This window comes from Ruegeria sp. CRTD044, from assembly GCF_059613485.1.
Genome location: NZ_JBXWSP010000010.1, coordinates 49,997 through 76,155, shown reverse-complemented (window position 1 = coordinate 76,155; position 26,159 = coordinate 49,997). Strand labels below are relative to the sequence as shown.

Genomic DNA, 26,159 nt, shown 5'->3' with positions numbered 1-26,159 from the left:
CAGCCGGGGCAAACCCCGTTACTTTACGTAAGTCATTAATTTTCAATGATTTTATTTTTTAGGCCCGCGTGCATCCTGCATGACGCAGGCACCCAATCAAGGCCGAAAACTCGTGATTACAGCGGTGCCGGGCGAGGTCGGACCACGCATCGCGCGAAGCTCACCGCTGGCGTCCTCAAGGCAGACCTCCCTGGCCACCATCGGCTGTATGTCAACGTCACCCCGCTCGATCAGTCCAAGCAGACGCGGGTACTTCCAGGACGGCATGCCCCGGGTGCCAAAAACCGAGAGCTGCTTGGAATAGATCGCGCGCATGTTCATGCGCATCCAACCGTCACCCGACGGCATCCCAATCTGTACATGACGGCCCAAGATCGCGAGGCACTCCAGTGACGCGTTCGTCGTTGTTTCGATGCCAAGAGCTTCGATGGAAACTTGCGCTCCTCCACCGGTGATTTCCAGGATCGCGGTCGCCGCATCCTCTTTGGATGCATTGACCGTCGCGTCCGCGCCGTGGAGTTTTGCGTGCTCGAGTTTCTCATCGACCACATCCACCACGACAACCCGGCATCCCAGCATTTTCGCAAGCAAGAGGACGGACAGACCAATTCCACCGGTTCCATGGACAGCAACCCATTCGCCCGCAGCAACATCTGCTCGGTCCGTCAAAGCATGCCATGCGGTGGTGACGCGGCAGCCCAGGCCGGCGGCGAGGGCAGGGGAGAGTGTGTCTGGCAAGTGAACCAAGTTATGGTCAAAGGGCACCGCAACATATTCCGCATAGGCGCCCGGTGCGCCAAATCCGGGAACGATCTGGTTGGCGCAGGTATTCGACACTCCGGTTTGACAGGCATGGCAACTGCCGCAGCCCAGGATGAATGGGGCGATGAGGCGATCACCCACCTTGTGTTTCGCATTGGACCCGGCCTCGACCACAGTGCCACAGTATTCGTGCCCCAGGATGGAGCCGTTTTGAACTTTCGGGTGGGCACCGGACCAGCCGTGGTAGTCCGAGCGGCACACGCCGCATGCGGTGACCTCCAAGACCACTCCGTTGTCGGGGCAGGTTGGGTCCGGGACCGTTTCAATCGAAAGGTCCTCGTTGAACTCTCTGACGACTGCAGCTCGCACTTCGCGCTCCCAAAATGGTTTCTTCGACGGTGAAATCCTGTCCAGTCGAAACTAGACGGGGCGGTCGCCTTTCACGGTTACACGCCGCCCCTTTCGTTCCGCGGGCCAATAGTCCCAGATGGCGCGATGCATACAGCAACGATTGTCCCAAAACGCCATATCGTTGAGCGACCACCGGAACCTGATTTGATAGTTGATCTGTTCGGCATGCTCGAACAGCATGTTGAGGATCGCCTCACTTTCCTTGTCCGACAAGCCGATAATCTTCGTTGTGAACGTTCGGTTGACGAACAGCGATTTTCGCCCTGTCTCAGGGTGAGTTCTGACGATCGGATGAATTGCTTCGGGGCAATCAATATCGGCGTCCTTTTGGCCCCGGTCGCTGTACCGGCCCTTGTAGATGTGCTCGGAGCTGTGGAGGGCGGACAGGCCGTCGAGCATGCTTTTGATCGGTTCGGACAGATCGTCGTAAGCCGCATACATATCGCTGAACATGGTGTCCCCGCCGCAAGGCGGGGCAATGTGGATTTGAAGCATTGTACCCAATGGGGGCGTTTCATCACATGACACGTCCGAGTGCCAGAACTCACCGTTGGCCACCTTTGAATTCTTGGTGGCATGGATCTCGAATATCTCCGGATACCCTTCCATCGTTGGGGCTGCGGGGTGTGCGTGGAGCGGCCCGAAGCGTTTCCCAAACTCGATGTGCTGCGCAGGCGGTATCTCTTTCTGCTCTTTGAAGAACAGAACCTGATAGGTGTGAAAGGCATCGCGGATTTCGGCGAACTGTTCGTCGGGCACAGGCTGGCTCAAATCGACCCCATAGATCTCGGCCCCGAGGTTCGGAGCGAAAGGCTTGGCAACGATGGACGTGTAGGTGTTGGACTTTGGGGCAACCATAGGGACCTCGGGGCGCTGTTTCATTGAGCTTGTTTCGCGCAGGTTACAGATCAAAAAATGTAAACAAAAACGAAAATGATTTGATCCATCGGTGAAAATCTCTCATCTTACGTGGACCAGGATAGAGGTGGCGAGGTCTTTGAAATGAGTATTCGTGCCTTGCGAACTCTGATCGCAATACATCGGCATGGAAGCTTTCGAGCCGCATCGGAGGCCGAGCATCTGACGCCGTCGGCGGTAAGCCATCAGATGCGGAACCTTGAAGTCATGTGGGGGCTCGACTTGTTTGACCGGTCGGCGAAGACACCCAAACTGACCAGTGCGGGGCTCATGCTTGTTGAAGAAGCGGCGGCGGTCGTCGCTGCCTATGACGGTCTGGCCGACAAGGTGAGATCAGACAAGGAACTTGCCGGCGAGATCATCTTGGGCGCAGTTCCAACGAGTTTGACGGGTTTGGTGCCTGCTGCGTTATCAAGGCTGAAGTCAGAACATCCTGACGTGCGTGTCAGAATTGTTCCGGGCTTGACCAATCAACTGCTGTTGCAGCTGGACCGCAAACAGGTTCACGCGGCAATCATCTCACGCCCGGATATCCTGCCGAAGTCGCTGGAGTTCTCGGAAATCGTGACCGAGAAACTGGTCTTGCTCGTCTCGGAAAAAACTCCGGACCTTTCTCCCGAAGAACTGCTCGGCGCGTTGCCGTTTATTCGGTTCACTCGCGACGCGGTTGTAGGGAGGCAGATCGAGACCTGGCTGCAAAGGATGGGCATAGAAGTCAAAGACGCCATGGAGCTTGAAAGCCTCGAGGCAATATCAAGCATGGTCGGCGCTGAACTCGGAGTCTCGATCATACCTGACAGTCGTCTGGCGTCTAATGACCATTTGCGGCTCAGAAAAATTCCTCTGGAGCAGTTCGGACCCCGACGCATCGTCGGTCTTGCGAGTGCGGCAATGTCACCCCGTGCCAGAATGGTAGATGCAGTCCGGGGCGCACTACTGGATGCGGTGGGCACCCAGTCGGATCTCAGGCGGAGCCGTAGCCCCTGATTGCTTTCGAGGAATGCTTTGGTGGCTACACGTCGTTGAAGTCAGAAGCCGGTAGAGGGGCGGCGATGATTTTCGCTGCACCCAGAAGCAGTTTCGTCATCGACGGGCGGGCTGCCGTTCGCTCGAAAACTGTGCATTTCTTGGTGGGCCGCCAACTAGAAAAGCCCGTACAACTTGCAAACTTTGAAATGATCGTCACACTTCTCGTATGAGCGAGTATTTTGATGAGATGTTCAACGGCGACGGATCTCTCAGAGGTCCTTACGAAGAGATCGGACGTTGGTTCAATGCGGAAGATGTCTCACGGCTGAGGGCCAAACAGCGCGAAGCCGAGGAAGTATTCAGGCTGACGGGGATCACTTTCAACGTCTACGGCAAGACCGAGGCCGAAGAACGCTTGATCCCATTTGATATCGTTCCGCGCGTGATTTCAGGGCGCGAATGGCAACGTCTGGAGCGCGGTATCGAACAACGGGTTCGGGCGATCAATGCGTTTCTTCACGACATCTATCACCGTCAGGAAATCGTGCGTGCCGGTCGCGTGCCGGCAGAGATGCTTGCCAGCAACGAAGCCTTCCTGCCGCAGATGCTGGGTGTCTCACCGCCGGGGCAGGTCTACACCCATGTGGTCGGCGTTGATCTGGTGCGTACCGGGCCGGATGAGTTCTTCGTGTTGGAAGACAACGCCCGCACGCCGTCCGGGGTCAGCTACATGCTCGAAAACCGGGAAACGATGCTGAAGATGTTCCCCGAGCTTTTCAGCGCCACGAATGTGCGCAATGTATCCGACTACCCCCGCAATCTGAGACGCTCGCTTGCGGCCAGTGCGCCGGCCTGCGCGGATGGCGAGCCGACCGTCGCGGTATTGACACCGGGGATCTACAATTCAGCCTATTTTGAACATGCGTTTTTGGCCGATCAGATGGCCGTTGAACTGGTCGAAGGGCACGACCTGCGGGTTGTTGATGCGCGCGTCTGCATGCGCACCACGCGAGGCTACAAACCAATCGACGTTCTTTACCGCCGGGTTGACGACGATTTCCTGGACCCGCTGAACTTCAACCCGGACAGCGCGCTGGGCGTTCCGGGAATTCTGGACGTCTATCGGGCCGGGGGCATTACAATCGCCAACGCGCCGGGCACGGGCATTGCCGATGACAAGGCCATCTATTCCTACATGCCTGAAATCGTTGAGTTCTACACGGGTGAGAAGCCCCTGCTTAAAAATGTTCCTACGTGGCGCTGCAGCGATCCCGAGTCGCTGTCCTACGTATTGGACAATCTGTCAGATCTTGTCGTTAAAGAGGTGCACGGCTCGGGCGGCTATGGGATGCTGATCGGTCCGACCGCCAGCAAGAAAGAGATTTCGGCCTTCCGCGACAAGCTTAAGTCGCGGCCGTCTAACTATATCGCGCAGCCCACATTGTCTCTCTCGACGGTGCCGATCTTCGCCCGTTCGGGACTTGCCCCCAGGCATGTCGATCTGCGGCCGTTTGTTCTGGTGTCCCCCGATGGGATCGAGATCACCCCCGGCGGCCTGACGCGCGTTGCGCTGAAAAAAGGGTCCCTAGTCGTGAATTCAAGCCAAGGCGGCGGGACCAAAGACACCTGGGTTCTGGAGGACTGACCATGCTGGGAAAAACTGCTGGCGGGTTGTTCTGGATGTCCCGGTTTCTTGAGAGGGCGGAAAACACGGCCAGACTGCTTGAAACAGGCCAGAGGATGGCACTGACCCGGACCAAGAACTCCGATGCGGAATGGGGCTCGGTTCTGAAAACCGCCGGCGTTTTCGGCGGTTACAGCGCCAAATATGATGAGATTTCAAAAGACAATGCCGTGGATTGGATGTTGCGTGATGCCGACAACCCATCCTCGATCAAGTCCGTCATCAAGCAGGCGCGAGACAACGCGCGTCTTGTTCGAACCGCATTGACCCATGATGTCTGGAGCGCGGTGAACGCCACATGGATGCAGATTGATCAAGCCATGAAGCGCCGCGTGAATGAGAGGGACCTGCCGGGGACGTTGGAGCTTATTCGTCAACAGGCGGCTCTGGTTCGTGGTGCGACGCTGGGGACCATGCTGCGCAACGATATTTTCGATTTCACCCGGATCGGCACTTTTGTCGAGCGGGCCGACAATACCGGGCGCATCCTGGACGTGAAGTACTATGTCCTTCTGCCCACGGCCTTTTCGGTCGGCTCGTCACTGGACAACATCCAATGGGAAAGCATTCTGCGGTCCGTGGGTGCGGGCGGTGGCTATCGCATGACCCACGGCCAGAATACCCGGCCGTCGGAAATCGCTCAGTTTCTGATCCTCGATCAGCGGATGCCCCGCAGTCTGCATTTCTGCTGCAGGAAAATCCAAGAGAACCTGTCCTATCTCAGCAAAGACTATGGTTTTATGGGGCCGTCGGTTACGGCAGCCGATGCGCTGTCCGAAAAATACCTCGACCGGCAGATTTCTGATATCTTTGACCTTGGGCTGCACGAGTACATTCAGGACTTTTTGAAGGATCTTGGGAACTTGAGCCGCCAGATTGAAGTTGACTACCGGTTCTATGAGTGACCAATGAAACTGCATATTCGCCATGAGACACGATACGATTTCGACGCGCCGGTTCCCTTTGGCCTGCAGCAGCTGAGAAAGACGCCCAAATCCTTCCGCAATCAGAATATCCTCTCTTGGAGCACCGAAGTGACCGGGGGGCGCAAGGAACTGAGCTTTGAGGACTACCACCGCAACACGGTGGAGCTGATCAGTTTCGAAGCGAATACACAAAGCATCTCTTTGATCTCGGAAGGTGTTGTCGAGGTTGAAGATACGAATGGTGTGTTGGGACGTCACGAGGGGTCGACACCGTTGTGGCTTTTTCAGCGGAGCACGCCTTTGACAACGCCGGGCAAGGGTGTTGCAGACGTAATCGCCGAGTTGCCGGATGGTGAGCCGCTTGAGCGGATGCATGCGCTGTCCGAAAGAGTTCGGGCTCAGGTTTCCTACGAAGTGGGAGGCTCGCACCCGGACTGGAGCGCAGAAGACGCCCTCAAGGCCGGGCGCGGCGTGTGCCAGGACCACGCGCATGTTTTCATCACCTGCGCGCGGAAGATCGGCGTGCCGGCCCGCTATGTCTCGGGTTATCTGATGATGAACGAAACCGAATTGCAGGATGCCACCCACGCGTGGGCCGAAGTTCATCTGGACGGGCTTGGCTGGGTTGGATTTGACGTGTCCAACGGGATTTCACCCGATGATCGATACGTGCGTGTCGCAACCGGTCTGGACTATGCCCAGGCGGCCCCGGTAATAGGAAACAGAATTGGGGCAGCGGGCGAGCAGTTGACGGTTCAATTGCAGGTCGCACAGCAGTAACGGAGAACCTGATGACCTATGCTGTGGGCATGCGGTTGAACCGCGGACTGGTTTTCATGTCGGACACGCGTACGAATGCAGGTGTCGACAACGTGTCCACCTTCAACAAGATGTTCAATTGGACCGTTGAAGGCAACCGTTCGATCACCTTGTTGTCGGCCGGCAACTTGGCGACTACCCAAGCTACCATAAGCCTGCTGGAAGAACGCACAAAAGCCCCGGAAGACCGGTCGCCGTCGATCCTTGAGGCGCCGACGATGTTTCAGGTCGCCCAATTGGTTGCGGCAACGCTGAACGACGTCATCGAGGGGCATTCCCGAGCGGGCCAGCAGGCTGACAGTGCCTTTCACGCAACCCTGATCCTGGGGGGGCAGATCAAAGGCGGCCCGTCGCGCCTGTTTCTGATCTATCCCGAGGGCAATTTTATCGAGGCCGGTGAGGACACCCCGTTCTTTCAGATCGGTGAGACGAAATACGGCCGCCCCATACTGGTACGTGCGTTTGATCCGGACATGAGCTTTTCCGAAACGGTCAAGCTGTTGCTGGTCAGTTTCGATTCAACGATCAAGGCCAATTTGTCCGTCGGTGCACCGCTTGATCTGCTGCTTTATGAGGAAGACAGCCTAACGGCCGGTACGCGTTCAAGGTTCGAGCCTGACGATCAGTACTTTCGGACAATATCCGAAGGGTGGGGCGATGCGCTGAAGGTCGCCCTGTCAAAGCTTCCGGCATACGAAGCCTGAGGAGCGAGTTCTTGTGCTCCTGCGGGGTGCATTTCGGGCTGCCAGACCCTCAGCAGGCATTTGACTCAGGGGCGCTCAGGTAGGCGATCATCTGGTCTAGGTCGCGGCGAATCCTGTGCAGGTCTTTGATCTTTTGATCCACATCGGCCAACTTGCTCCTTAGGTTCGCGATCACCTCGGGCCGCGGGATGGTGTTTTCCGGGTCTTCCGGTAGGAAGCGCTTGATTTCCGACAGAGAAAAGCCAAGCGACTTGCTCATTGCGATGGTCTTGATGCGGGAAATCATTGCATCGGGATAGTCGCGATAACCGTTCTCCAGACGCTCGGGCGGTGGGATCAGGCCGTGTTTTTCGTAGAACCGAATGCTTGACGCTGACACGCCCGTGGCTTCTGCCAATTTTCCGATCTTCATGCCCTTGACCTTCAACCATTGTCGAAGGTTTATATCACCTGGGATCGAGAAGAAAAGGATCCCAAGATGACTGTTTCACCGCTGTTTGAACCGCTCACATTGCCAAATGGGGCGGTTCTCAGAAACCGTCTGGCAAAAGCTGCAATGGAAGAAAGCCTGGCGGCTTTCGGGCAGGTGCCAGACGAGAAAATTCACCGGCTCTACCGCCGCTGGGCCGCGGGCGGCGCGGGCTTGTTGATCACTGGAAATGTAATGGTCTCGGCTGATGCGCTGTCCGGCCCCGCCAGCGTGGTTCTGGAAGACGGAACTGATCTTGCGCCTTTCCGGGAATGGGCCGAGGCAGGGCAGATGCGCGGCGGAGCAATCTGGATGCAGATCAATCATCCCGGTCGTCAGGTCCTGGCGAGCCTGGGAGAAGAAGCGGTGTCGGCATCCGACGTTCCGGTCGAGATCCCCGGCATGTCCAAAAACTTCAACCCGCCGCGGGCCCTGACCGAGGCCGAAATCGAAGGCTTGATTGCCCGCTTTGCCCGAACAGCCGCGTTGGCCGAAGAAGCAGGATTTGACGGCGTTCAGATACATGCCGCCCACGGTTATCTTATCAGCCAGTTTCTATCGCCCTTGACCAATCGCCGCACCGACCATTGGGGCGGCTCTTTGGAGAATAGGGCGCGATTTCTGTTTGAGGTCGTGCGCGCGATCCGGGCCAGCGTGTCCAAGGGTTTCACCGTTTCCGTGAAGCTGAACTCGGCTGATTTTCAGAAAGGTGGATTTGGGCAGGATGATTCCAAATGGGTGGTCGACCAACTTGGCGATACGGCTATTGATCTGGTCGAATTGTCCGGCGGTTCCTATGAGAGTCCGGCCATGCAGGGCAGGCAGGAGGATGGCACCAGCACGGCCCGGCGCGAAGCCTATTTTGTAGACTTTGCGCGGGACATCGCTGCTGACTCGAAAATACCGATCATGGTGACCGGCGGCATTCGCTCTCGGGCTGTTGCCGAGGATGCATTGGCCAACAACAGGGGCGGGATTGGCGTCTCGGTTCTGGGGGTGGCCCGCGCGATGGCGTTTGAACCTGATCTTGTCGAAAACTGGCGGAATGGCAAATCACAGTCGGTCAATATCCCGGAAGTGTCTTGGAAAAACAAAAGGCTGGCGGGGTTCGCCTCGATGGTGCTGGCGTATTTCCAGCTAGAACGACTGGCAAATGGCAAGCCACCGAAAGTACCGCACTCGGCGTTTTTGGCGCTGATGCGAAATCAGATGCGGGCGAAGCGATGGACGAAACGATACCGTTCTTGGCGCGATGCCCGGGCATAGTGTGGTCAGGGATGCCTAAAGCAAGGAGCCAACGCCTTTGTGCGGGTGGTCACCTTGTAGCGGTGTCTTTGACGCCTGGCTTGGGGCGCCGACCGGAGGTGTTTCTTCCGTTGCCGCCAGTGCCGAAACCGGGCGCAACCTTACACAGGTTGCGCCCGAACTTTTTGTCTGCTCGCCGCTTCTAACCAAGCAACCCCGGCAGGGTCAGCGAGATCGCGGGCACAAAGGTGATCAGCATCAGGGCGACCAGAATTGCGAGGTAAAAGGGCCATATTGTCCGAACCGCCTTTTCCATCGGCAGTTTGCCGACGGCGCAGCCGACAAACAGGCAGGAGCCAACCGGAGGGGTGCAAAGTCCCAGGCCCAGATTCACCAGCAAGATCATTCCGAACTGCAGGGGATCAATACCAAGGCTGTTGGCAACCGGCAGGAAGATCGGCGTGCAGATCAGGATCAGTGCCGCCATGTCCATGATCATGCCCAGAAGCAACAAAACCGCATTGATCATCAGCAGGATAAGGATCGGGTTTTCCGTCAGACCTGTTAGCAGATCCACCGTTTTGTCCGGCACTCTGTAGAAGGTCAGCATGTAGGCAAAGGCGCCCGCGCAGGCGATCAGGATCATGACCATGGCCGTCGTGCGTACGGCAGACGCAACCGCGATGCAGAACTTGTCCCAGGTGATGCTCCGGTAGACCACGAGCGTGACGACAAAGGCATAGATTGCGCCGAACGCCCCGGATTCGGTGACCGTGAAGATGCCTGACAGGACGCCTCCGACGATGATCACCGCAGTCAGCAGCCCGGGGATCGCGCTGAGAAAGCTGATGACCAGAGCGTTCCAGCCAGGAAAGGTTTCGGCCTGATACCCTCGGCGCACCGCAACAAGATACGCGGCGACGGCAAGGCAGAGGCACATCAATACGCCGGGAACTACGCCCGCGAGGAAAAGCTTCGAGATCGAAATGCCGCCGCCTGCTGCAATGGCGAAGATGATCATGTTGTGGCTGGGGGGGATGATGATCCCTGCGATCGACGACGTGACAGTCACATTGACCGCATAGTCCGCGTCGTAGCCTTTCTCTTTCATCACGGGAACCAGGATGGAGCCTAGGGCAGAGATATCGGCGATGGCCGATCCGGAGATTCCACCAAACAACATCGACGAAAACACGTTCACGATGCCCAAGCCGCCACGAACGGCGCCAACCGCTGCTGACGCGAACCGCACCAGACGCATGGCGATCCCACCGTGGAACATCAGTTCACCGGCGAAGATGAAGAACGGGATTGCCATCAACGAGAAAACGTTGATGCCCGAGACAATTCGCTGGAACCCGATCATCAGCGGCAAGCCTTCGAACCAGAAGGCCGAGATGGCGGCAATGCCCAAGGCGAAGGCCACGGGTGTTCCGATCAGTACACACAGGGCAAATACGCCAAGCAAAAGAAAAATTCCCATGATCCGCCTCTATTCGATGCTGTCTTTTCGCTCGTCAAAGCCGACGCAGAGGCGGATCAGATGACCAACGGAAAACATAAGGATAAGGCCCCCGCCAATGGTCAGGGGCAGTGACCGCAAGCCTTCTGGAACCTGGATCAAGGGGATGAGCGACCCCCATTTAAACATCGTAAGCCGCGCCCCGAACACCAGCATCAGAGCACCGAATCCGGCCATGATCACGTCTGTACAAACGACCAGAGCCGTCCTGACTCGCCGCGGAACCGCCGAGCGCACGAGGGACACGGACAAATGCGTGTTGTCGTGCACACCGACCGCCGCGCCGATGAACGCGATTGTCATGACCAGTAGCAGGGCGACCTGCTCGACCCACGTTGGCGTTGCGTTCAGGACGTAGCGGCCGAAGACGAGCCACCCGAAAATGACGGTGACCACGACCAGCGCGACACCGGTCACGATCCGGCATGCATCGGCGATGCGGTCCAGAATCCGGACCATCTTGCGCAGCGCGGACGGGGGCGGAGATGTATTGCTCATAAGCCTGAAACTCTTGATCAGATGTCCGGCCCCGCATTGGCAGGGCCGGGCGGTGTCAGATCCGATGCGGTCCGATCACTCGGTCGCCTGGATGGTTTCAACCAACGGGCGGAGGTCAGGGTTCGTTGCGAAATAGGCCTCGTAGACCGGGGCCATCGCGGCCTGGAACGGCGCTTTGTCGGCCACTTCGTTCACTACCACACCTGCAGCCTCGACTGCTGCGCGGCTGGCCGCTTCACGTTCGGCCCACAATTGCCGCTGCAATTCAGCGGACTCTTGCGCCGCCTCTCTGACTGCGGCCTGCAATTCGGGCGACAAGGCGTTGAATTTGTCGGTGTTGACGCAAACGCATTCGGGAATGATCAGGTGCTGGGACAGCGAGTAATAGCCGGCAACCTCGAAATGGCCGGTCGACTCGTAGGATGGCCAGTTGTTCTCGGCGCCATCGACGACCCCGGTCTTCAGCGCCTGATAAACCTCGGCGAAGGCCATGGGTGACGGGTTGCCGCCAAGCTCGGCGATCATGCCGGTGAACAGGTCGTTGTTCATGACCCGAACTTTCATGCCTTGGACATCGGCCGGGGTATTGATCGGCTTGGTTCCATTGTAGAAGGATCGGGCACCGGCGTCATACCAGGCAAGCGGGGTCAAACCCTTGGCTGCCATACCGGCCGCGATCGCGGCACCGCCCTCGCTGTCCAGAACGCGGAACATGTGAGGGACGTCCTTGAAGATGAAGGGCAATGAAACGACATTTGCCTCGGCGACAATCGGTCCAATCGGACCCAGGTTGAAATTTCCGACCTCCAGGGCGCCAGCACGGACCTGTTCTACCGCATCGGGCTGGCTGCCCAATGTGCCGCCGTGGAACATTTGCAGGTTGATTTCACCGCCGGTCTTTTCGGTGACCAGTTCGGCGAATTTGTCCATCGCGACAGTATTCGGGTAGCCGTCTGCGTGGATGTTCCACCCGCGCCAATCCTCGGCCAAAGATGCGCTGCCGGTCATGACGACCATGGCTGCGGCGCCAATCAGTGTTTTTGTAAGTTTGGTGTTCATGCTTTCCTCCCTAGAAGCAGACAGATGTTTTTGGTGATCGGTCGAAGCCGGCTATGAAAAGAGCAAGCCTCCGTTGATGTCGATGTTCGCGCCCGTAATGAATGCGGCGGCGTCCGAGGCCAGAAACGCGACGAGGTTTGCCACATCCTCTGACGTGCCTTCGCGTTTCAGCGGTGTGGCGCTGGCCACGTTGGTTCGGACTTCGGTCTTGGTGAAGACATTGTGGAAATCTGTGTCGATCATGCCCGGGCAAACCGAATTGATCCGGATGTCGGGGCCCAGTTCCTTGGCCAGCCCACGTGTCATCGTCATGACCGCCCCCTTCGAGGCCGCATAGGCGACCGCGCCGGGACCGCCTCCGTCACGACCCGCTTGACTTGCAAACCCGACGATTGCGCCACCTTTTTTCATGTGCGGCAACACCGACTGAACGGCACGGGCAAAAGAAGTGGTGTTCAGGTCCATAACGTAACGCCAATGGTCCATGTCCATCTCGGACAGGGTCTTTCGGGCCACCAACCCTCCGGTCACGTGGACAAGAATGTCGATCTGGGGCCCGAAGGCGGCAATCGTTTCTGAGACCAGCCTGTCTACATCTGCGCCAGAGGTCATGTCGCCCTGTACGGCGATCGCTTGACCGCCGGCAGCCGTTATCTCCTGGACCGCCGACTCTGCACCCGTGGATGAGCTGTGATAGTTGATTGCGACCGACGCTCCGGCCTCGGCCAGTTTCAGAACACAGGCACGGCCAATGTCCCGTCCGCCGCCGGTCACGATCGCAACCTTTCCTGCAAGGTTCCGGTTCAGGCCAATCTGTTCAGCGTTCAATTCGGTCATTCTCTTGTCCCTTTGGATCCCCGGTCAGCCTGTTGGCGCGCCCGTTCCGAACTTTGAGTCCCAACAGGCATGGAGCAGTGTTGCATATTTTAGTCGACTAGGATACTAGTATTGTCAACAACTTTGTTTGGGGATCACAAACGGCATCGCACGGCGCGTGCCAAATCAATTGGCTAGAGATACATTGAGGAGTATCGAGGGAGGGGCCTCGAGCCTCAGAAGATCGCCCGAGTTGGTCACGCGCAGAAAAAGGCAGGAAATGCAAAGTATTACGGACAAGATCGAGCGGCGCACAACCACCGACATCGTTTATGAGAGCCTGTACGAGGCGATCGTTTCGCTTGAAATCCTGCCGGGGACGAAACTGTCCGAAGCAGACATCGCAAAAAAATTTGAGGTGTCCAGACAGCCTGTCCGCGATGCTTTCAACAGGCTCGAGGCGCAGGATTTGCTGCTGATCCGGCCTCAGAAAGCCACCCGGGTACGTAGCTTTTCAATGGAACGGATCGGTCATGCACGCTTTGTTCGCCTGGCCGTCGAGTTGGAGGTGGTGCGCGCTGCATGCCAGGTCTGGAAGCCCGAATACTCGAAGCTGCTGGAAGACAATCTCAAGCAGCAGAAAGACGTGGTTTCAAGGAGCGACGCCGAAGAGTTCCATCAACTCGACTACGACTTTCACCGGTTGATATGCGAGTTGAGCGGCAACCCGCTGGCCTTCGACACGATCCAGGAATGCAAAAGAAAGATCGACCGCCTGTGCGTTCTGAGCCTCGGGCGCGAGAGCGAGGCCGAGACTCTGGTTCGGGATCATGTGGCGCTGGCCAAGGCGCTTGCAGACCGCGACGAGGCGATGGCAAGCGAAACCATTCGCCGTCATCTGGGCCGTATCGACAAGACCATCGAGGAGGTTCACGCGAAACATGCCGAGTATTTCGAGTGAAATGAACGCCGCCGCCTGACCGAGGACACTGCATCATGACAAAAAGCTATCCGATTGTGTCGCCCGCGCCGGGCGTATGGCGCCAGGTTTTGGCAGATCACGAAGACCTCATGATGGTGTCGTTCCGGTTTGACGAAGGTGCCGAAGGCGCACTTCACGACCACCCGCATGTTCAGTCGACATTTGTGCGGTCCGGGCGGTTCAATTTCGTCATCGGAGATCAGGAGCGAGAGCTTGGGCCCGGCGACAGCCTGATCATTCCGTCCGGGGTTAGCCATGGTTGTGTTTGCCGGGCGGCCGGAGAGTTGATCGATTGTTTCACGCCCAGGCGGGACGACTTTCTGTAGGACGCTTACCACGAGCGACCTTGCCTCGGGCTGCGATTATCTTGACGCCTTGAGGCCACGTAATCTGTTTTTTGGCGAGACGGGCCGGGCGCGGGGCATATCATTGCGCCGGAAATCGGATCAACCGACAGTGGCTCCGCAGCTTGGGCTAGGAATTGCGGCCCTCGCGTGCTGATCCAATGCCAAGGATCAGGTCAGCGCATCGTTCGCCCAGCATCATGGCGGGTGCGTTTGTATTGCCTGCGTTAATGTCCGGCACGGCGGACATATCGCACACCCGCAAGCCCTCGATTCCGCGCACGCGCATTCTGGGGTCCAGCACGGCCATTCCATCACCGTCCCGGCCCATTCTGGCAGTGCCCGCCGGGTGATAGTTCGTCTTCACGAACCGTTTGCAATGTGCTCGCAGCGTCTGGTCGTCGTCCGCTGTAGGAATCACGATTTCGCGGATCCTTTGCGCAAGCGGGCCCGAGGTGAATGCCCGACGAAAGAAACGCTGCCCCCGGATCATCTCCTGCATATCGTCTTCATGCTTAAGAAGGTTCGGCGAAACCACTGGCATGGCGTCGGGGTCTGCCGAGCGAAGCCGAACCTCACCGCGTGATTTCGGTTTGACCACGACGGTCGTGACGGTCAGGCCAAAGTCATCCTGCACCTCGTCCAGCGCGTCGCGATCCAGATAGACGATGGGAACGCAAAAGGCCTGAATGGTCGGTTCCCCATCAGGGTTCGACGGATTGACGAACGCGCCGGCTTCTACCCCCGCCGAAGTCACCGGGCCGCTGCCGAACAGCTTGAACTGGATGCCGTTGCGCAGCATCCGCCAGCCCTCACCTTGCTTGAAATATCCGTAAGCGCCGTTGGCAAAGGCGGTGATCGGAACCTCGGGGTGGTCGATCAGGTTCTGGCCAACCCCGGGCAATGAGCAGACCACGGGAATATCGTGTTCGGCAAGATGTGCATCCGGTCCGATACCCGACAGCATAAGAATTTTCGGCGTGACCAGGGCGCCAGCCGCAAGCACAACCTCACCATCACACCGGACGGTGTGGGACCCGCGTTTGTCGCGATACTGCACGCCGACGGCCCGGTCGTTTTCGATGATGATTTTGCTGACTTTTGCGCCAAGCCGGATGGTCAATTTCGGGTTCGTCTCGAGTGGGGCGAGGAAAGCGTAAGCTGACGAACTGCGCTTTCCGGCGCGATTGGTGAATTGATAGAACCCGACACCGCGCTGCGTGGCGCCGTTGAAGTCCGTGTTGAATGGTTCGCCAAGGGCCTGCACCGACTGAACGAACCAACGGGACATGTCGTCGATATGCCCCGGATCCGAGACCTGCACCGGACCGTCGCTGCCATGCAGGTCGTTGTGAAGCCTGTTGTTGCCTTCCATCCTGCGGAAATAAGGCAGCACATCGTCCCACCCCCAACCGACCCCGTCGTTGTTCTGTCGCAGCAGGTCGTCCCACGAATCATAGTCGGAAGGCCGGCCACGCATATAGACCTGCGCATTCACCGACGACCCGCCGCCCAGTACATTGGCCTGCGGAATGTCATGCATGCGGCCGTCCAGGTGGTCCTGCGGTTCGGTCTGGTGGTAGGTCATGAACTTGGACCCGTTGATCATCTTGAAGATACCCGGCGGCATGTCCAACAGCGGATGGCGATGCGAATGCCCCGCCTCCAGCACCAGAACCCTGCACTTGCCCTTGTTGACCAGCAGCGCTGCTGCCGCGGCGCCGGCCGAGCCGCCGCCGATGACGATGTGATCGAAGGTTTCCGTCATGATTTCGCCTTCAGGTCCGGCGTTTGGGTTCGCTGATCGAGTCACGCTCGACCAGTTCGCATTCAAGCTTCACGAGTGGATGCCGCTGACCGTCCGTCGGTCCATGGAACAACTGTTCGACGACCCAGCGTCCCATCGCCCGGGTGGGAAGGATCATCGACGTCAGGGGCGGCGACAGGTGTCGCGCGGTTTCGTCATCGTCAAATCCAATGACCGAAATGTCCTCGGGGATGGACAGGCCAAGTTCCTTGAGCGCCTCATAGCACCCGATCGCCATGCGGTCATTCTGGCAGAAAATGGCGGTTGGCGGTGAGGGCAGGTCCATCAATTCCCGCGTGGCGGCGTAGCCTGCGCTGGGCAGCCAGTTGCCCTCGATGACCAAATCCTCGTCAAATGGGATGTCGGCGGAAGCCAGAGCGTTTCTGTACCCGGTCGTACGCCCGGCGGCGCATTCCATAAACGGCTCGCCGGTGATGGTGGCAATTCGTTTGTGCCCGGCCTTGATCAGGGCGTTGGTCGCCGTATGTCCGGCAGCGACTTCGCCGGGGATCACCGCAGGAAAAGAGAGGTCGTCGCAGAAGCAGTTCAACAGCAGAACCGGGGTGGCCGTCTGCCTGAGGATGTCCGGCACGACCACCCGTCGCGTGAAAACGGTCGCGTAGATGATGCCTGCAACCTGTTGGTCGAGGAAATACCTCAGCGTTCTGGGCTCGACCTCGGGGTCGTTTTGGGTTTCGGCCAGCAACACAAGATTTCCGGTGTCCCGAACGGCCTGTTTCACCCCGTTGAACGCGTTCACCATTTCGGGGCTCGACGCCAGATCATCCACGACGAAAGCGATGGTTCCGTCCAGCGCCGCGGGCCGGCGCGCGCTGTCCTGGGGTGTCCTGAGTTGAGAGGGCATGGCGTATCCAAGCGTGTTGGCGGCATCCAGGACCCGTTGCTTGGTATCCTCGGAGATCTTGACGGAATCATTCTTGTTGAGAACCAGCGATACTGTCGTCTGCGAACACCCGGCGACCCGCGCAATGTCGTGCATCGTTACGCGCTGCCGGCCCGCGACTCGTCCTACGCCCCTGTGCTGCCCGGCTTTGTTCGCTTGATCGTTCATCGCTCAACCTTTTTGTTCGCATCCTATTTATCGACTATCCGGAGGGCGCGCAACTAATATTAGTGGATGATAATTAATATTAGTGTTGACGAAATAATATTATTAGTGTTTTGATCGGCGGTGCGGTCGCCATTGTGGTCTGGCCGAGCAAGTGCGGGAGGCGAAATTGCGGTCTGTTGTGGGGGAGTTGGGTCAAGTCGTTCGTCATTCGATGTTCATCGATGGCCGCTTTGCCGACTTTGACGCGAACGCGGTCGATGTCGAAAACCCTGCAAATGAAGAGATCGTTGCGCAGGTTCCAGATGGTGGTGCCATTCATGCCGATGCGGCGGTCGATGCGGCCCGCCGGGCTTTTGGCGCGTGGTCTGCGCGCCCGGCGATCGAGCGGGCGCAAATGGTCCGAAAGCTCGCCGAGGCTATCCGGGCCGACGCCGCGCGTCTGGCTGCTTTGATCACAGCCGAGCAGGGCAAGCCGATCTCGCAAGCTCGAGGTGAAGTGGATGCCGCCGTCACCTTTCTGTGCCATGCAGCTGAAGAGGCCCGACGCATTTCGGGTGACATAGTGGCCTCGGACAACAGGTCCGAAGAAATCCAGATTCGGCGCCATCCCTATGGTGTTGTCGTTGCGCTGACGGCCTGGAACTATCCCTTGGCATTGGCCGCCAGGAAAATCGGGCCAGCGCTGGTCGCGGGCAACACCGTTGTTTTGTTGGGGCATGAAATCACGCCGCTGTCCGGTCTCGCGGTTGCCGAGCTTGCGGACAAGGTCGGCTTTCCGCCCGGCGTTCTGAATGTTCTGACGGGGAAAGGGCCGGTGGTCGGGCAGCGGTTGGTTGAACACCCCGATACGTCGCTGATCACGATGACCGGCAGCACGCGCGCCGGGAAAGAGATTTTTCGCACCGCGGCCGACCGGATCAAGGTTGTCCGGCTCGAGCTTGGGGGCAAGGCTCCGTTCATCGTGATGGAGGATGCGGATGTTGACGCCGCCGTTTCGGCCGCCATTGCCGCCCGGTTTGCCAATTGCGGCCAGATTTGCACCTGCAACGAGCGTATGTATCTGCATCGCGACATTGCGGATCAGTTTTTGGAGAAATTCGTGTCCGCAGCCCGCGCTTTGTCGATCGGGGATCCGATGGAGGACTGCGACCTGGGGCCCAAAGTCAGCAAGGACGAAGTGACCAAGGTCGCCGGAATCATCCAGCGCAGCATCGCTGAGGGTGCCACGGTGCATCTCGAAGGTGGGCCTTTGAAGGACGGCGCGCACCGCAAAGGGCACTGGATGTCCCCGACCGTTCTCGAGGTCTCCGACAACGGCAATGCCGCAATGCAGGAGGAGGTCTTTGGTCCCGTGGCGACAGCCATGCGAGTCGATGATTTTGATCAGGCGATAGCCTTTGCGAATGACACGTCTTTCGGGCTGTCCGCCTATCTCTTTACGGCATCGCACCGTCGATTGATGGAGGCCCCGAGCCGTTTGAAGTTCGGCGAACTGTACCTGAACCGGTCGAATGGCGAGGCCGTGCAGGGGTTTCACACTGGTTGGGGGCTGTCCGGGGTTGGGGGCGAAGACGGCGCCTATGGCTTCGATGGCTATCTGAGGAAACAGACAACTTACATGAATTGGGCATGACCTGAAAACTCGCGGTCAAAACGGAGGCGACCGCACCAATGGAGGAGGAATAACCATGAAACGCAGAACTCTTTTGATCTCGACGGTTGTCGCAGGTGCGCTGTTGGGCACCACGGCGATGGCGCAGGATCTGCCGCCGCTTGAGCAGAAAGATCGCTACAAGGTCGGCTTTGCGCAGATGGAGTCGAACAATCCCTGGCGTATTGCCGAGACGAAATCGTTCCATGACACCGCCGAGGCCTGCGGCTGGGATCTTATCGCGACGGATGCGGCCGGATCTGCGGCCAAGCAGGTTGCGGATGTGGACAGCATGATCGCCCAAGGCATCGACGTCCTGTTCCTGCCCCCGCGGGAAGAAAAGCCGCTGATCCCGGCCGTTATGAAGGCTCGTGCCGCCGGCATTCCGACCTTTCTGGTGGACCGCTCGGTTGATCCGGCCGTCGCCAAGCCGGGCGAACATTTCGTGGCATTCCTTGGGTCGGATTTCATTGATCAGGGCAACCGGGCCGCGCAATGGCTGATGGAAAATTTCGAGGGCGACAAAGGCATCATCGTCCAGTTGGAAGGCACGACAGGGTCCTCGCCTGCAAATGACCGCAAAAAGGGCTTCGACGACGCGATCGCAGCGGATGACCGTTTTGAAATCGTGGCGTCTCAGACCGGGGACTTTGCGCGCGACCTGGGTCGTCAGGTGATGGAAACCCTGCTGCAGGCGCATCCTGACGTGAACGTGGTCTACGCCCACAATGACGAGATGGCGATTGGCGCGATCCAAGCTCTGGAACTGGCCGGCCGCAAACCCGGCGAGGACGTGACCATCGTGTCGATCGACGGGACACGCGATGCGCTTCAGGCCATCATCGACGGCAAGATGGGCGTCACGGTTGAAAGCTCGCCCTTCTTCGGCCCACTGGCCTGTGAGGTCATGAAGAAATACGCGGCTGGCGAGACGATCCCGGAATGGGTGAAAGTCGAAGATCGCATCTTTACCAAGGACAACGCGGCCGATCACATCGACGAAGCCTATTGATTCTCCCTGGTGGGTGGTGCTGGCCTGTGGTCGGCGCCGCCTGCAAGCAATCGGAGGAAGACATCTCATGAATGCGCTCGTCTCGATGTCGGGAATTGAAAAGTCCTTTGCCGGCGTACCGGCACTCAGCCAGGCCAGCCTGGAGATCGCACCGGGCGAGGTTCATGCGCTGATCGGTCAGAACGGTGCCGGCAAATCGACGATGATCAAGGTCCTGACCGGAGTTTACGACCGGGATGCCGGAGACGTCCATCTGGCGGGTGTGCCGAGCCGCATCTCCACTCCGCGCGAAGCGCAGGAATCCGGAATTGCCACGATCTATCAAGAGCTCAACCTGGTGCCGCTGCGGTCAGTGACCGAGAACATCATCATGGGGTACGAGCCCAAACGTCTTGGCTTTCTCGTCGACTGGCGCGAAGGCAACAGGCGCGCACGCGAGGTTCTTGCGCGCTTTGGCATAGATATCGACGTGACCGAGCCGCTGGGAAATTTCTCGACAGCGATCCAGCAGTTGGTTGCGATTGCGCGGGCTGTGTCATTGGACGCAAAGCTGGTCATCATGGACGAACCCACCTCGTCACTGGATGCCAGCGAGGTCGAGGTTCTGTTCGGTGTGGTGCGCGAGTTAAAGAAACAGGGTGTTTCCGTTCTTTATGTCTCGCATTTTCTCGATGAGCTGTTCCAGATCTGCGACCGGGTCACAACGATGCGAGACGGGCGTACCGTCAGCACGCGCAACGTGCAGGGCACGACCAAACTGGAAATGATCGCGGACATGCTGGGCCGCAACAAGGACGAGATCGCGGCAGACGGACTCACGGACTTTGCAGGCGCCAAGGCCAAGAAAGGCGATATCGTTTTGCGGGCCGACTCTGTTTCGACAGGCCCGCGACTGACGCATTTCGACCTCACGCTCCACCGCGGGGAGATCGTTGGGCTGGGCGGGCTTCTGGGCTCTGGCCGGACCGAGGCTGCGCGCGCATTGTTCGGAGTGGATAGTGCACGCGGCGGCGCAATCGAGCTGCACGGTGCGGTCGGGCAACCGTCCGGACCGGGTGACGCGATCGCAAACGGGGTTGGCTTTCTGACCGAAGATCGCAAGGCCGAAGGGATCATTCCTGACATGTCCGTGCGCGAGAATATGACGCTGGCCCTGCTGCCGAAACTGGCCAGCCGTGGTCAGATCGACTTTGCCCGCGAGCGCGAGATCGTTCAGGCCTTCATCGACGATCTGGGTATCAAGGCGGCGCATATGGACCAACCCATTCGCGAGTTGTCCGGCGGCAACCAGCAAAAGGTACTCCTTGCCCGTTGGCTGGCGACACAGCCAGACATCCTGATACTGGACGAACCGACCCGAGGCGTAGATGTCGGCGCCAAGCGAGAGATCCAATCGTTCATTCGGTCTTATGTCGAGAAAGGATTTGGCGTCGTCCTAATCAGTTCGGAATTCGAAGAACTGGTGGAAGGCGCCGACCGCATTGTGGTCATGCACGAGGGTCGCTCGGTCAAGGAACTGACTAACCCCGGGATTACCGAGAACATACTGGTGCGCGCGCTTGCGCATCATGAAGAAGGAACTGGTTCATGGACCGCGCAATGAAGTTGCCTCAACGGGTTGCATCGATGCCCTTCCGCTTTCATGGCGGCATCGCCGCGTTGGTCGCCCTGCTGGTGTTCAACGCGTTTTTCACCCCCAATTTCCTGCAGCTGCAGACCCTGTTCGTGAATATCAGCCAGGTTGCCACGATCGCCATCGTGGCCATGGGTATGACGCTTGTCATCGCCACGGGTGGAATTGATCTGTCGGTTGGCGCTGTCATGGCTCTGGCGGGGGCGTTGGCCCCGCTGATCTTTCTATCGGATCTGGGCGCCGCCAATCCGATGCTTGGCGTCATTTTGGCCATTGTCCTGCCACTGTTCGTCGCGGGTTTATGCGGGGTATTCAACGGCGTGATGGTTGCCGTGTTGAACGTGCAGCCCATTATTGCGACGCTCATTCTATTCATCTCGGGTCGCGGTATTGCCCAGGTTTTGACGAATGGCAACCTGCAGACATTTTCAAACCCTTCATTCAGTTATCTTGGAACCGGCAAGGTGCTTGGCTTGCCGTTCCAGGGTTGGCTGGCGCTGGCCATTGCCTGTGTGCTGTTCTGGGTGATCACCAGGACCACTTGGGGCCGCTACCTGCTGGCGATCGGCGGAAATGAACGTGCGGCCTATCTGGCGGGTGGTCCCGTCCGGCGGGTCAAGATCGGGGCCTATGTCATCTGCGCGGTGCTTGCGGGCTTGGCTGGTCTGATCGTGGTTGCGATCAACTCGGCCTCGGACGCCGCGCGCAACGGCAATCTGATGGAGCTTGACGCCATCGCGGCCGCCGTCGTTGGCGGGGCTCTTTTACAAGGCGGACGGGCGCCGATCTTTGGTGCCATACTGGGCGCCGTGATCATCCAGCTGGTCAAATATACATTGCTGGCCAACGGGGTAGAGGACGAAGTTGCACTAATCGCCAAAGCGGTCATTATTATCCTGGCCGTCTGGGTCCAGCAGTTCCGGAGGGCTTGATCGATGTTGGATGAAACGGCTTTTGACCTGCGAAAGTACCTTCGGCGCAATTCGGCTTCGGTGACGGCGTGGATCGCACTGCTGGCTTTGATCCTGTTTGGGCTGATGCGCTATGACAACTTTGGCAGCGCCTACAATTTCTCGTCTTTCCTGAACTACAACGCGATGTTCATCGCGATTGCGCTGGGTATGTGTTTTGTGATCATGACCGGCGGGATTGATCTGTCGGTTGGATCCGTTGCGGCCTTTACGTCGGTTGTTGCGGCCTATCTCAGCCCATACGGGATTCAGGTTGCGCTGCCGGGGGCCGTGCTTGCCGGGGTGGGCTTCGGAGCGATCAACGCCTTTTGCATCATCATCCTTCGGATTCCGCCCTTCATCGCCACACTGGCGACCATGCTTGCCGCAAAAGGCGGCGCATTGGTGATTTCGGGCGCCCAGACAATTTCGGTTGATTGGGGGTCGAACTTTACCAAGCTTGGCATGGGGCAGGCGTTTGGTCTGTTTCCATGGGCAATAGTCATAGTGGCCGGACTGATGCTGGTACTGTGGCTGGTGCTGGAAAGAACAACCATCGGGCGGACCGTCTTGGCGATCGGTGGCAGCGAGGATGCCTCGAACCTCATGGGTCTGAAGGTGAATCGTGCCAAGGCTTTCGTCTACCTGCTTTCGGGCGGCTGCGCAGGGCTGGCTGGCGTCTTTCTGGCCTCGGGTTTTGGAGCCGGACAACCCCTTGAGGGCATCGGATGGGAATTGTCGGCCATCGCGTCCGTTGTTGTGGGCGGCACCTTGTTGACAGGTGGGATGGGTTCGATCCCTGCGACCGTGGCCGGAGCGCTTTTGCTGGGTCTGGTGTTCAACGTTCTGAACTTTGAAAACGGTCAGGGGACCATCAGTTTCAGCGCCTATTGGCAGATGGTCATACGTGGAGGCTTTCTTTTTGCGGTCATCCTTTTACAGTCTCGGGTTATTGCCAGGCAGCAGAAGGTCTTGGGTTCGTGAATCGCATAGAAAGTGTTTCAGCGCGGCTATTCAACGTCCCGCTCGCCGAAGTCCTGGTCGATGCCAAACATGGGGATCACACGTTCTTTCAATTGATCACCGTTGCCATTCAAACGTCGGATGGGGTCGAGGGGGTTGGGTATACCTATACCGGTGGCAAGGGCGGCCACGCCATCTTGGCGATGATCCAGCATGATCTAGCGCCGTTCCTGGTTGGACAAGACGCCGAACAGATCGAAAGCCTGTACGATGCCATGCAGTGGCATGTCCACTACGTCGCACGGGGCGGGATCGCATCGTTCGCCATCTCGGCCGTGGATATTGCCCTTTGGGACATTCGTGGCAGAAGGCAGAATGCACCGCTGTGGCAAATGGCCGGCGGAGCGTCCAAACGGTGCAAGGCCTACGCCGGCGGGATCGACCTGAATTTCTCGTTGGAGAAACTGCTGCGGCAGACCGAAGGCTACCTTGCGCGTGGGTTCAACGCGGTCAAGATCAAGGTTGGGCAACCGGATCTGGCCGACGATTTTGCACGTGCCCGGGCAGTGCGCGAGATGCTGGGGCCGGACCGGTTCTTCATGGTCGACGCGAATTACTCCATGAGCGTAGAGCAGGCCATCGTGGCAGCCCGAGGGTTCGCCGACTGCGATATCCTGTGGTTCGAGGAACCGACTATTCCAGACGACTACAAAGGCTATGGCCGAATTGCCGAAGCCACGGGCGTTCCCCTTGCCATGGGTGAAAACCTGCACACGATTCACGAATTCGAGTACGCCTTCGATGATGCGAAGCTGAGTTTCATCCAGCCCGATGCCTCAAACTGTGGCGGGATTACCGGCTGGTTGCGCGTAGCCGCGCTGAGCGCCCAGCACGGCATTCCGGTTTGTAGCCATGGCATGCAGGAGCTGCACGTCAGCCTTGTTTCTGCGCAACCCAATGCGGGTTGGCTGGAAGTACACTCATTCCCGATAGACCAGTACACGACCCGTCCGCTGGTCGTGGAAGACTGCCTGGCCGTGGCCCCGGATACGCCGGGGACCGGAGTGGAATTCGACTGGGACAAACTGAATGCGGAACACAGGGAGATGCATACATGACGACCCAGACGATCTCTGCGGCGTACTACAGGGGCAACAAGAGCTTTGCCGTGGAACAGGCCCAGGCGACGGCACCGGGCCCCGGCGAGGCCGCCATTCGCGTTGCCTATTGCGGGATTTGCGGGACGGATATGCACGTCTACCACGGCAACATGGATGCCCGTGTCGGCCTGAACCGGGTAATTGGGCATGAGATGTCCGGTGTCGTAGAAGCGGTGGGCGAGGGCGTCGATACGATAAAACCCGGCCAAAAGGTCGTCGTCCGACCGCTTGATCACTGCGGCGAGTGCCCGGCCTGCAAACGGGGGCATCAGCATATCTGTCAGAACCTCAAGTTTCTCGGCCTCGATACCGATGGTGCCATGCAAGAGATCTGGACCGTTCCGGCCCATACGTTGCACGTTCTGCCGGATGACTTGCGCATGGATCACGCGGCGCTGATCGAGCCGGTCGCCGTTGCCTGCCACGATGTGCGCTTGTCTGGCCTGCAACCTGGCGAGGACGTCGTCGTCATCGGCGGCGGCCCGATCGGCATCCTGGTTGCCATGGTTGCGCGGGACGCGGGCGGAAACGTCGTGATTTCCGAAGTGAACCCAAACCGCTTGGCCATTGCCGAAAAGCTTGGTTTTGACACGATCAACCCAATCGAAACCGATCTGGTGGCCACGATCAACGGGCGCACGGGCGACAAAGGGGCGGATGTAGTTTTCGAGGTATCGGGAACGCAGCCCGGTGTTGATGCGATGACAGCCGTTGCCGCGACGCGGGCCCGGATCGTGATGGTCGCGATCCATGCTCAAAAACCCAAGATCGACCTCTTCCAATTCTTCTGGCGAGAGCTGCAACTGATCGGTGCTCGGGTCTATGAGCCGGAGGATTACGAGAAGGCGATCGCAGTTGTCGCCTCGGGCGGAGTGGACGCGGATGTCGTGATCACTGATGTCAGCCCTCTGGCAGACATTCAGGCCGCGTTCGAAGCACTGGATCGCAGCCCAACCGCAATGAAAAGCCTGATCGAAGTAGGACCGCGTTCATGAGTGTTTTGCAAAGTTTCGACCTGACGGGAAAAACGGCCCTTGTGACCGGATGCAAACGCGGCATCGGGCGCGGCATGGCCGAGGCATTGGCATCGGCTGGAGCAGACATCATCGGTGTGTCCGCCTCGCTCGAGCTGTCCGGCTCGGAGGTCGAAAAAGCCGTCACGGCGATGGGGCGCAGTTTCCGGGCTTACCAATGCGACTTCTCGGACCGCTCTGCACTGCATGGGTTTATTGATCAGTTAAGAGCCGATGGACAAACCCCTGATATCCTTGTCAATAATGCCGGTACAATCAAACGCAAACCTGCCGCCGAACACCCGGACGACTGGTGGGACGAAGTGATTGAGGTCAACCTGTCCTCTCAGTTTGTTCTGTCTCGCGAGATCGGCAAGGACATGCTGGCGCGCGGCTCGGGCAAGATCATCTTCACCGCCTCGCTGCTGACGTTTCAGGGCGGCATCACCGTGCCCGGATATGCGGCGTCGAAAGGTGGGATTGGACAGCTGACCAAGGCCTTGGCCAATGAATGGGCCGGGCAGGGTGTGAACGTGAATGCGATCGCCCCCGGCTACATCGCGACTGACAATACCCAAGCCTTGCAGGACGATCCGGTTCGATCAAAGTCGATTCTGGAACGAACACCACAAGGCCGTTGGGGTACGCCTGGTGATTTTGCCGGACCTGTAGTCTTTTTGGCTTCTGCAGCGTCGGACTACGTCAACGGTGAAATCCTTGTTGTCGACGGGGGCTGGATGGGGCGGTAACCCCGTCAACTCTCCATGTGA

25 protein-coding genes are annotated in these 26,159 nt (G+C 58.6%); 16 read left to right on the top strand and 9 right to left on the bottom strand.

Going from position 1 to position 26,159, the window contains the following annotated elements; all coding sequences use genetic code 11:
- Positions 1-96: 96 nt before the first annotated feature.
- Together AC2FNL_RS09890 and AC2FNL_RS09885 are read right to left on the bottom strand one after the other, a co-directional pair.
- Positions 97-1,131, bottom strand: a complete 1,035-nt coding sequence (locus tag AC2FNL_RS09890) for a zinc-binding dehydrogenase (protein WP_496833381.1) — start codon at positions 1,129-1,131, stop codon at positions 97-99.
- A gap of 51 nt (positions 1,132-1,182) precedes the next feature.
- A complete protein-coding gene (locus AC2FNL_RS09885) occupies positions 1,183-2,055 on the bottom strand; it encodes a TauD/TfdA dioxygenase family protein (RefSeq protein ID WP_496833379.1) in 873 nt (290 codons plus the stop codon).
- Between the two features lie 120 nt (positions 2,056-2,175).
- Between AC2FNL_RS09885 and AC2FNL_RS09880 the strand changes: the two genes are divergently transcribed.
- The 5 genes from AC2FNL_RS09880 (at position 2,176) to AC2FNL_RS09860 (ending at position 7,193) form a co-directional block, all read left to right on the top strand.
- Complete coding sequence (locus AC2FNL_RS09880) at positions 2,176-3,078, top strand: LysR family transcriptional regulator (protein ID WP_496833377.1); 903 nt, start codon at positions 2,176-2,178, stop codon at positions 3,076-3,078.
- A gap of 208 nt (positions 3,079-3,286) precedes the next feature.
- Positions 3,287-4,705 (top strand): circularly permuted type 2 ATP-grasp protein, encoded by a 1,419-nt coding sequence (locus tag AC2FNL_RS09875; protein ID WP_496833376.1) that lies wholly within the window; start codon positions 3,287-3,289, stop codon positions 4,703-4,705.
- A 2-nt stretch (positions 4,706-4,707) separates the two neighbouring features.
- A complete protein-coding gene (locus tag AC2FNL_RS09870) occupies positions 4,708-5,649 on the top strand; it encodes an alpha-E domain-containing protein (RefSeq protein WP_093961683.1) in 942 nt (313 codons plus the stop codon).
- A gap of 3 nt (positions 5,650-5,652) precedes the next feature.
- Positions 5,653-6,450, top strand: coding sequence for a transglutaminase family protein (locus AC2FNL_RS09865; protein ID WP_496833374.1), 798 nt, complete (start codon positions 5,653-5,655; stop codon positions 6,448-6,450).
- Positions 6,451-6,461: 11 nt separating this feature from the next.
- Positions 6,462-7,193 (top strand): proteasome-type protease, encoded by a 732-nt coding sequence (locus AC2FNL_RS09860; RefSeq protein WP_496833373.1) that lies wholly within the window; start codon positions 6,462-6,464, stop codon positions 7,191-7,193.
- Between the two features lie 49 nt (positions 7,194-7,242).
- Here AC2FNL_RS09860 and AC2FNL_RS09855 read toward each other — a convergent pair whose 3' ends face one another.
- The gene (locus AC2FNL_RS09855) at positions 7,243-7,605 is read right to left on the bottom strand and encodes a MerR family transcriptional regulator (RefSeq protein WP_496833371.1); all 363 of its coding nucleotides are present in this window, start codon (positions 7,603-7,605) and stop codon (positions 7,243-7,245) included.
- A gap of 66 nt (positions 7,606-7,671) precedes the next feature.
- On the opposite strand from AC2FNL_RS09855, the gene AC2FNL_RS09850 reads away from it, so the two are divergent.
- Complete coding sequence (locus AC2FNL_RS09850; RefSeq protein ID WP_496833370.1) at positions 7,672-8,928, top strand: NADH:flavin oxidoreductase/NADH oxidase family protein; 1,257 nt, start codon at positions 7,672-7,674, stop codon at positions 8,926-8,928.
- Positions 8,929-9,109: 181 nt separating this feature from the next.
- Here AC2FNL_RS09850 and AC2FNL_RS09845 read toward each other — a convergent pair whose 3' ends face one another.
- The 4 genes from AC2FNL_RS09845 to AC2FNL_RS09830 all read right to left on the bottom strand — a co-directional run bounded on the left by AC2FNL_RS09845 (position 9,110) and on the right by AC2FNL_RS09830 (position 12,823).
- Positions 9,110-10,390: a TRAP transporter large permease gene (locus AC2FNL_RS09845; protein ID WP_496833368.1), complete on the bottom strand. Its 1,281-nt coding sequence runs from the start codon at positions 10,388-10,390 to the stop codon at positions 9,110-9,112.
- A gap of 9 nt (positions 10,391-10,399) precedes the next feature.
- Positions 10,400-10,927, bottom strand: coding sequence for a TRAP transporter small permease (locus tag AC2FNL_RS09840; protein ID WP_093961688.1), 528 nt, complete (start codon positions 10,925-10,927; stop codon positions 10,400-10,402).
- Positions 10,928-11,002: 75 nt separating this feature from the next.
- Positions 11,003-11,986, bottom strand: a complete 984-nt coding sequence (locus AC2FNL_RS09835; RefSeq protein ID WP_093961689.1) for a TRAP transporter substrate-binding protein — start codon at positions 11,984-11,986, stop codon at positions 11,003-11,005.
- Between the two features lie 51 nt (positions 11,987-12,037).
- Positions 12,038-12,823 carry an SDR family NAD(P)-dependent oxidoreductase gene (locus AC2FNL_RS09830; protein WP_496833367.1) on the bottom strand — a complete coding sequence of 262 codons (786 nt, stop codon included), beginning with the start codon at positions 12,821-12,823 and terminating at the stop codon, positions 12,038-12,040.
- Between the two features lie 259 nt (positions 12,824-13,082).
- Between AC2FNL_RS09830 and AC2FNL_RS09825 the strand changes: the two genes are divergently transcribed.
- Both AC2FNL_RS09825 and AC2FNL_RS09820 read left to right on the top strand, forming a co-directional pair.
- On the top strand, positions 13,083-13,763 hold the full coding sequence (locus AC2FNL_RS09825; RefSeq protein WP_093961691.1) for a GntR family transcriptional regulator: 681 nt from the start codon (positions 13,083-13,085) through the stop codon (positions 13,761-13,763).
- A gap of 35 nt (positions 13,764-13,798) precedes the next feature.
- A complete protein-coding gene (locus AC2FNL_RS09820; RefSeq protein ID WP_496833366.1) occupies positions 13,799-14,110 on the top strand; it encodes a cupin domain-containing protein in 312 nt (103 codons plus the stop codon).
- A 148-nt stretch (positions 14,111-14,258) separates the two neighbouring features.
- Here the strand turns inward: AC2FNL_RS09820 and AC2FNL_RS09815 are convergent, their stop codons facing one another.
- Together AC2FNL_RS09815 and AC2FNL_RS09810 are read right to left on the bottom strand one after the other, a co-directional pair.
- Positions 14,259-15,896 carry a GMC family oxidoreductase gene (locus tag AC2FNL_RS09815; protein ID WP_496833365.1) on the bottom strand — a complete coding sequence of 546 codons (1,638 nt, stop codon included), beginning with the start codon at positions 15,894-15,896 and terminating at the stop codon, positions 14,259-14,261.
- 10 nt (positions 15,897-15,906) lie between these two features.
- Complete coding sequence (locus AC2FNL_RS09810) at positions 15,907-16,935, bottom strand: LacI family DNA-binding transcriptional regulator (RefSeq protein WP_496833364.1); 1,029 nt, start codon at positions 16,933-16,935, stop codon at positions 15,907-15,909.
- 283 nt (positions 16,936-17,218) lie between these two features.
- On the opposite strand from AC2FNL_RS09810, the gene AC2FNL_RS09805 reads away from it, so the two are divergent.
- From AC2FNL_RS09805 to AC2FNL_RS09770, 8 genes are all read left to right on the top strand, one after another.
- Positions 17,219-18,640, top strand: coding sequence for an aldehyde dehydrogenase family protein (locus AC2FNL_RS09805; RefSeq protein ID WP_496833363.1), 1,422 nt, complete (start codon positions 17,219-17,221; stop codon positions 18,638-18,640).
- 55 nt (positions 18,641-18,695) lie between these two features.
- Entirely contained in the window at positions 18,696-19,670 is a 975-nt protein-coding gene (locus AC2FNL_RS09800; RefSeq protein WP_093961695.1) for an ABC transporter substrate-binding protein, read from the top strand.
- A gap of 67 nt (positions 19,671-19,737) precedes the next feature.
- Entirely contained in the window at positions 19,738-21,273 is a 1,536-nt protein-coding gene (locus AC2FNL_RS09795; protein WP_496833362.1) for a sugar ABC transporter ATP-binding protein, read from the top strand.
- Complete coding sequence (locus AC2FNL_RS09790; protein ID WP_093961696.1) at positions 21,258-22,235, top strand: ABC transporter permease; 978 nt, start codon at positions 21,258-21,260, stop codon at positions 22,233-22,235. Before AC2FNL_RS09795 ends, AC2FNL_RS09790 begins: the two co-directional genes overlap by 16 nt.
- Before the next feature lie 3 nt (positions 22,236-22,238).
- The gene (locus AC2FNL_RS09785; RefSeq protein WP_496833360.1) at positions 22,239-23,237 is read left to right on the top strand and encodes an ABC transporter permease; all 999 of its coding nucleotides are present in this window, start codon (positions 22,239-22,241) and stop codon (positions 23,235-23,237) included.
- Positions 23,234-24,334, top strand: a complete 1,101-nt coding sequence (locus AC2FNL_RS09780) for a mandelate racemase/muconate lactonizing enzyme family protein (protein ID WP_496833359.1) — start codon at positions 23,234-23,236, stop codon at positions 24,332-24,334. Before AC2FNL_RS09785 ends, AC2FNL_RS09780 begins: the two co-directional genes overlap by 4 nt.
- Positions 24,331-25,371 carry a zinc-dependent alcohol dehydrogenase gene (locus tag AC2FNL_RS09775; protein ID WP_496833358.1) on the top strand — a complete coding sequence of 347 codons (1,041 nt, stop codon included), beginning with the start codon at positions 24,331-24,333 and terminating at the stop codon, positions 25,369-25,371. The genes AC2FNL_RS09780 and AC2FNL_RS09775 overlap by 4 nt, the downstream gene beginning before the upstream one ends.
- Positions 25,368-26,138 (top strand): SDR family oxidoreductase, encoded by a 771-nt coding sequence (locus AC2FNL_RS09770; RefSeq protein WP_093961700.1) that lies wholly within the window; start codon positions 25,368-25,370, stop codon positions 26,136-26,138. The genes AC2FNL_RS09775 and AC2FNL_RS09770 overlap by 4 nt, the downstream gene beginning before the upstream one ends.
- Positions 26,139-26,159: the final 21 nt, after the last annotated feature.